We start from the raw sequence: 5,216 nt of genomic DNA on the forward strand, positions 1-5,216 counted from the left end.
ATTTAACCCCCGCTTTATGAAGGCTTGAGATTACATTTCAGCCTGAAGTGCTTTTAGATCTGCTAACACTTGTTCTGCATGGCCAGCCGCTTTGACTTTTCGATAGCTTTTAACCAATTTTTGATTATGGAAAATGAATGTTGAGCGTTCGATCCCCATCACTTGCTTACCGTACATATTTTTTTCTTTGATCACACCAAAATGCTTACACAGTATCTCTTCTTTATCGCTAATTAAATCAATCGTTAATGCTTGTTTCTCAGTAAAATTTTGATGTGCTTTTACAGAGTCGCGTGACACCCCAATTATTTGGCAATTCAAGGCGTCAAATTGATCTTTTAGGCATGAAAAACCTACCGCTTGAGTCGTGCAACCTGGCGTTGAATCTTTAGGATAGAAATACAAAATTAGCCATTCATTGGTGAGTTCAGTGAGGTTTAACTCACCATGTGTGGTCGGGAATGTTTGATTCGGTAGTTGGATAGTCTCAGACATGTTTCATCCTTCAATTTGGTCTAATTCAAGTGGTAAAAAAGCATATTCTTCATGATAAACAATATCGCCGCGGCGTACAGGAATAGCTTTGTTAAAAATTGGTCCATCAATCACAGTTGTATGGAACTCACCACCTTCACCACAAGGATCGATACCTCTATTTTCTAATTCTTGGATATATTCTAGTGTTAAGACGTTCCCTAAATCTTCGATTTTCATGCCAAGTTTGAGGTTTATAGTCACAATAATACTTTGAAATCCCAAGTTAATAAATTCTTCAACCACTTCACGATGTGGGCGCAACCACAAAGGCATACCTAGTTTTAGCCCAACTTGTTGAGTCACTCGATCATGCCAGCACCCATGCTCAGGCATATCCAAATCACCTGTAACCAATACTTCCGCATTTTGCTGTTTAGCTTGTTCAAGTAGTTCAATAAATTTAGTTTCATAATCAGCCCAACTCGAAGATGCCATAAACACGGGTAGACCAATTGCATTAGCTTGAGCGTGGATGATATCGAGTGGCATCGCATGTGAACGTGAGCGTTGCCCCTGTTCTTCAAGCATAATAATCAGGCTTAGTACCTGACCTGTTTGCATGGCATGGTACAAGGCGAGGGAACTGTCTTTACCACCACTAAATGACATGACACAACGGCGCTGTTGTGCATTATTTTTCCACTGTTCAGAGGACATAGAGATTCACAAATCACAAAGTTTAAAAAAAGCCTGCAAAAGCAGGCTTTCTATATAAGAAGAATCAATCTTATTTCTTCGCAGCTTGTTGCGCTTTGATTGCTTCTTCAGTCAATTTTTCCAATTTAGAGACTAACGGCGCACCTAAACATGCTTGTAAGTCTTTATTTTGCTGTTGTACAAATGCTAAAGAACTTGGGTTTTTCTTGGCATTAATTGCACTTTGAATTTCCCATTTTTGCGCTTCAGTCACTTTACCTTGAGCATCAATTTGACAACCACAGAATTTATTTACTTCTGCTGCTGATAATTTACCACCTTTAGTGGTTTGCTCTTTACATACATTGACCAGTCCAGCTTTCACATTGGTACTTTTATATGCAGCTTCGAGTGGGTTGGTGTTTGCCTGAGTTGCAGTTGCAACTAAAGCAGTCGCCGCCATCATTGTAGAAAGAATAAGATTTGATTTTAAAAACTTCATATATGTACCTAATTATTACCCTAATATCGTCTAGTTGGTATAACGCGTAGGATCCGCAATACCTGCTTCGATAAAACCTTGTTGACGTAAACGGCAACTGTCGCATTTGCCACATGCACGTCCTTGAGCATCTGCTTGGTAGCAGGATACCGTTTGACTATAGTCTACGCCATGTTCGATACCTAAGCGTATAATATTCGCTTTGGATAAATGTAACAAAGGTGTTTCAATTTTAAGAGGTTTTCCTTCAACGCCAGCTTTTGTTGCAAGACGAGCCAAATTGGCAAAAGCGTCAATAAATTCTGGACGACAGTCAGGATATCCTGAATAATCAACAGCATTGACCCCAATCACGATGGCTTCAGCATCAAAAACTTCCGCTGCAGCGAGGGCGTAAGACAAGAATATTGTGTTACGTGCTGGAACATAAGTTACAGGAATACCTTCTTGTAATTGTTCTGGGACATCAATGTTATGATCTGTAAGTGCAGAACCGCCAAGATTACCTAAATCAATATTAATGACACGATGCTCTACACCTGCACGTTGTGCTAGTGCTTTGGCGGCATCTAACTCTGTGGTAGAACGTTGACCGTACATAAAACTGATAGCAACACAATCATAACGCGCTTGTGCCCAAGCGAGACATGTTGTTGAGTCTAAGCCACCAGACAATAATACGATGGCACGAGAACGCATATTATTTTCCATGATTCAACCTAAAAATATTGATTAAGAATGGATGTGACATTCACACAAACCAATTCTGAAATTTTAACGACCTGATTCATCATTCCAGAGTAGCTTGTGTAACTGGAGTTGAAATCGAACAGGGAGATGGTCGTCTAAAATCCACTGAGCCAAATCACGTGCTAAAGCAGGGAGGGCAACAGCGCCTTTTTCAACAGCAAAAGCAGGAGAGAACCAGACAGTGCTCACTTTATCTTGCAATTGGAATTGTTCAAGTTGTTGTCTAGACCATTCGTAGTCAGCACGATTACAAATCACAAATTTGATTTGATCATGTTGGGTCAGATAGTCGAGATTGGTTAGCAAATTACGATGATCTTCTTTAGATGTAGGTGTTTTTAAGTCAAGAACTTTAGAGACACGCGAATCAACTTTTGATACATCCAACGCACCACTGGTTTCAAGTGATACTTGAAACCCTAAATCACATAACCGCTGTAACAATATTAAGCAATTGGGTTGAGCAAGAGGTTCACCGCCAGTGACACAGATATATGGTGTTTTGTATTGGCTTGCTGTTTCGATGATATGTTCTAGTGATAAACGTTCACCTCCTTCAAAGGAGTAAGTGGTATCACAATAACTACAACGTAATGGACAGCCTGTTAAACGAATAAAAACTGTTGGCAAACCAAAAGTATTCGCTTCGCCTTGCAAAGAATAAAAGATCTCTGTGATACGTAAACCAGCCGCAGGATCAGAGACAGGAATTGCAGAAGAACGTAAGGAAGCCATAAACATTTACCACAAACAAATGCTACATAAGCAGCATGCTATATAAAAAACAAAATCTCTACGACCATGACTGATCGTAGAGATGAGGAATGATCAAGTTCCTAGGAACAATTGAAGCTCCGTGGAACGATCAAGTTCCGCAATAAATATTACAAATTAGTCTGCACGTAACAAATCGTTCAAGCTTGTTTTAGCGCGAGTTTTCGCATCCACTTTTTTTACGATGATCGCAGCATATAAGCTGTAGGTACCACATTTTGATGGAAGGCTACCTGCAACGACCACAGAGCCCGCTGGTACACGACCATAATGAACTTCACCAGTTTCACGATCAAAAATTTTGGTTGATTGACCAATGAAAACACCCATTGAAATCACAGAGCCTTCTTCAACGATCACGCCTTCAACGATTTCAGAGCGTGCACCGATAAAACAGTTATCTTCAATAATTGTCGGATTCGCTTGTAATGGCTCTAAAACACCACCAATCCCAACACCACCAGATAAGTGAACATTTTTACCGATTTGAGCGCATGAGCCAACAGTTGCCCACGTATCTACCATGGTACCTTCGTCAACATACGCACCGATATTGACATAAGACGGCATTAATACGACATTTTTCGCTTGGAAGCTACCACGACGCGCAACCGCAGGAGGAACAACACGTACACCAGCAGCTTTAAACTGTTCTTCAGTCCAACCCGAGTATTTGGTTGCTACTTTGTCATAGAACTGTAGATCACATGCTTCGATTGGTTGATTATCGTTAAGTTTAAACGAAAGTAAAACGGCTTTTTTTAACCATTGGTGAACAACCCACTCACCATCAATTTTTTCAGCAACGCGAAGTGTGCCATTGTCCAAACCAGTCAATGCTTCTTCTACAGCTTGACGAATTTCTGTAGGACAGTCCGCTGCGCTAAAGTTTGCACGGTCTTCAAATGCTTGCTCAATGATTGTAGAAAGCTGAGACATGATCTTCCTTCTTCCAAAAAAAATTTTAAAGATTTTACACTAATTTGCTGCAAGAATCTTTGAAAAAAGTCGTTACAATAAATTGATTGGAAAATAAGCAATAAAATTGTCATAAAACGAAAATAGCTTGTTTTTTATAAATTATTTGCGAATACACAATTACGTCTAATTTGTATCAGAAAATAACAAAAAGTAATCAGTTTCTGTATAAAAAGTTATCTAGCATTCTTTTAAGATAAACTCACAGTAAACAATTATATTTGAATAAAAGTATTTTTTAAGGAGACCTCAATGAAAACTTTGCGTGTTATTCTTGCTGCAGGTGTACTTACAGCGATTGCAGGTACTACATTTGCTGACGAGCAAGTCGTAAGAGAATCGGCATATGCATTTCCTTCATTTTTAAACCCAGTATCTGTACGTGCTGAAGTCGGTACTACTGGTTATGGTGGTGCGGTGTCTTACCGTGTTAATCCATACGTTGGTGTAACCTTAGGTTATAACGGCGGTGATATCTCTTGGTCTGATGATTTAAAAATCGACGGTACCAAGTATGATATGGACATGGATAATAACAACACTTATTTAAATGCCGAGATTTATCCATGGGGTACAAGTCAAAATACATTTGTTCGTTCGCTTTATGTGGCAGCAGGTGTTGCATACTTAGATAACGAGTATGACTTGAAAAAGCGTATTGGTACCAATAGTTTAGTTCGTGTTGATGGAGAGCGTTTTACCACGGATAACACTCAAACTGCTAACATTGATGGTAAAATGAAATATGATAACAATATTTCACCATACTTAGGTGTTGGTATAAACGCGCCTGTATATAAAAATATTGGTTTGTTCGGTGAAATGGGTGCCTACTATACTGGTAATCCAACTGTAAACTTAAAAACTTCTGGCGATGATCAAATCATTGGTAGTAACGGCAACACTTTAGAAAGTGCTGTAGCGAAAGAGCAGCATAATATTGAAAACAAAGGTAAGTATGAGTGGATGCCTGTGGCTAAAGTTGGTGTGAGCTTCAAGTTCTAACTTATACATTCATCATAAAAAAACGAGCGCTACG

General features: G+C 39.3%; 7 protein-coding genes. 1 reads left to right on the forward strand and 6 read right to left on the reverse strand.

The features are described 5' to 3' along the window. Nucleotides 1-30 precede the first annotated feature (30 nt). From HMPREF0023_RS08125 to dapD, 6 genes are all read right to left on the reverse strand, one after another. Nucleotides 31-495 (reverse strand): peroxiredoxin, encoded by a 465-nt coding sequence (locus HMPREF0023_RS08125; protein ID WP_008941781.1) that lies wholly within the window; start codon nt 493-495, stop codon nt 31-33. 3 nt (nt 496-498) lie between these two features. After that, the gene (locus HMPREF0023_RS08130; RefSeq protein WP_008941782.1) at nt 499-1,194 is read right to left on the reverse strand and encodes a diphthine--ammonia ligase; all 696 of its coding nucleotides are present in this window, start codon (nt 1,192-1,194) and stop codon (nt 499-501) included. 70 nt (nt 1,195-1,264) lie between these two features. Then, the gene (locus tag HMPREF0023_RS08135) at nt 1,265-1,675 is read right to left on the reverse strand and encodes a hypothetical protein (protein WP_008941783.1); all 411 of its coding nucleotides are present in this window, start codon (nt 1,673-1,675) and stop codon (nt 1,265-1,267) included. 30 nt (nt 1,676-1,705) lie between these two features. Next, complete coding sequence (queC, locus tag HMPREF0023_RS08140) at nt 1,706-2,374, reverse strand: 7-cyano-7-deazaguanine synthase QueC (RefSeq protein ID WP_017394498.1); 669 nt, start codon at nt 2,372-2,374, stop codon at nt 1,706-1,708. A 75-nt stretch (nt 2,375-2,449) separates the two neighbouring features. Further along, nucleotides 2,450-3,160, reverse strand: a complete 711-nt coding sequence (gene queE, locus HMPREF0023_RS08145; protein WP_017394497.1) for a 7-carboxy-7-deazaguanine synthase QueE — start codon at nt 3,158-3,160, stop codon at nt 2,450-2,452. Nucleotides 3,161-3,316: 156 nt separating this feature from the next. Then, nucleotides 3,317-4,138, reverse strand: coding sequence for a 2,3,4,5-tetrahydropyridine-2,6-dicarboxylate N-succinyltransferase (dapD, locus tag HMPREF0023_RS08150; protein ID WP_008941784.1), 822 nt, complete (start codon nt 4,136-4,138; stop codon nt 3,317-3,319). A gap of 291 nt (nt 4,139-4,429) precedes the next feature. Between dapD and carO the strand changes: the two genes are divergently transcribed. After that, entirely contained in the window at nt 4,430-5,182 is a 753-nt protein-coding gene (gene carO / locus HMPREF0023_RS08155) for an ornithine uptake porin CarO type 5 (protein ID WP_008941785.1), read from the forward strand. Nucleotides 5,183-5,216: the final 34 nt, after the last annotated feature.

This window comes from Acinetobacter sp. ATCC 27244, from assembly GCF_000156555.1.
In the GTDB taxonomy this organism is placed as follows: domain Bacteria; phylum Pseudomonadota; class Gammaproteobacteria; order Pseudomonadales; family Moraxellaceae; genus Acinetobacter; species Acinetobacter haemolyticus.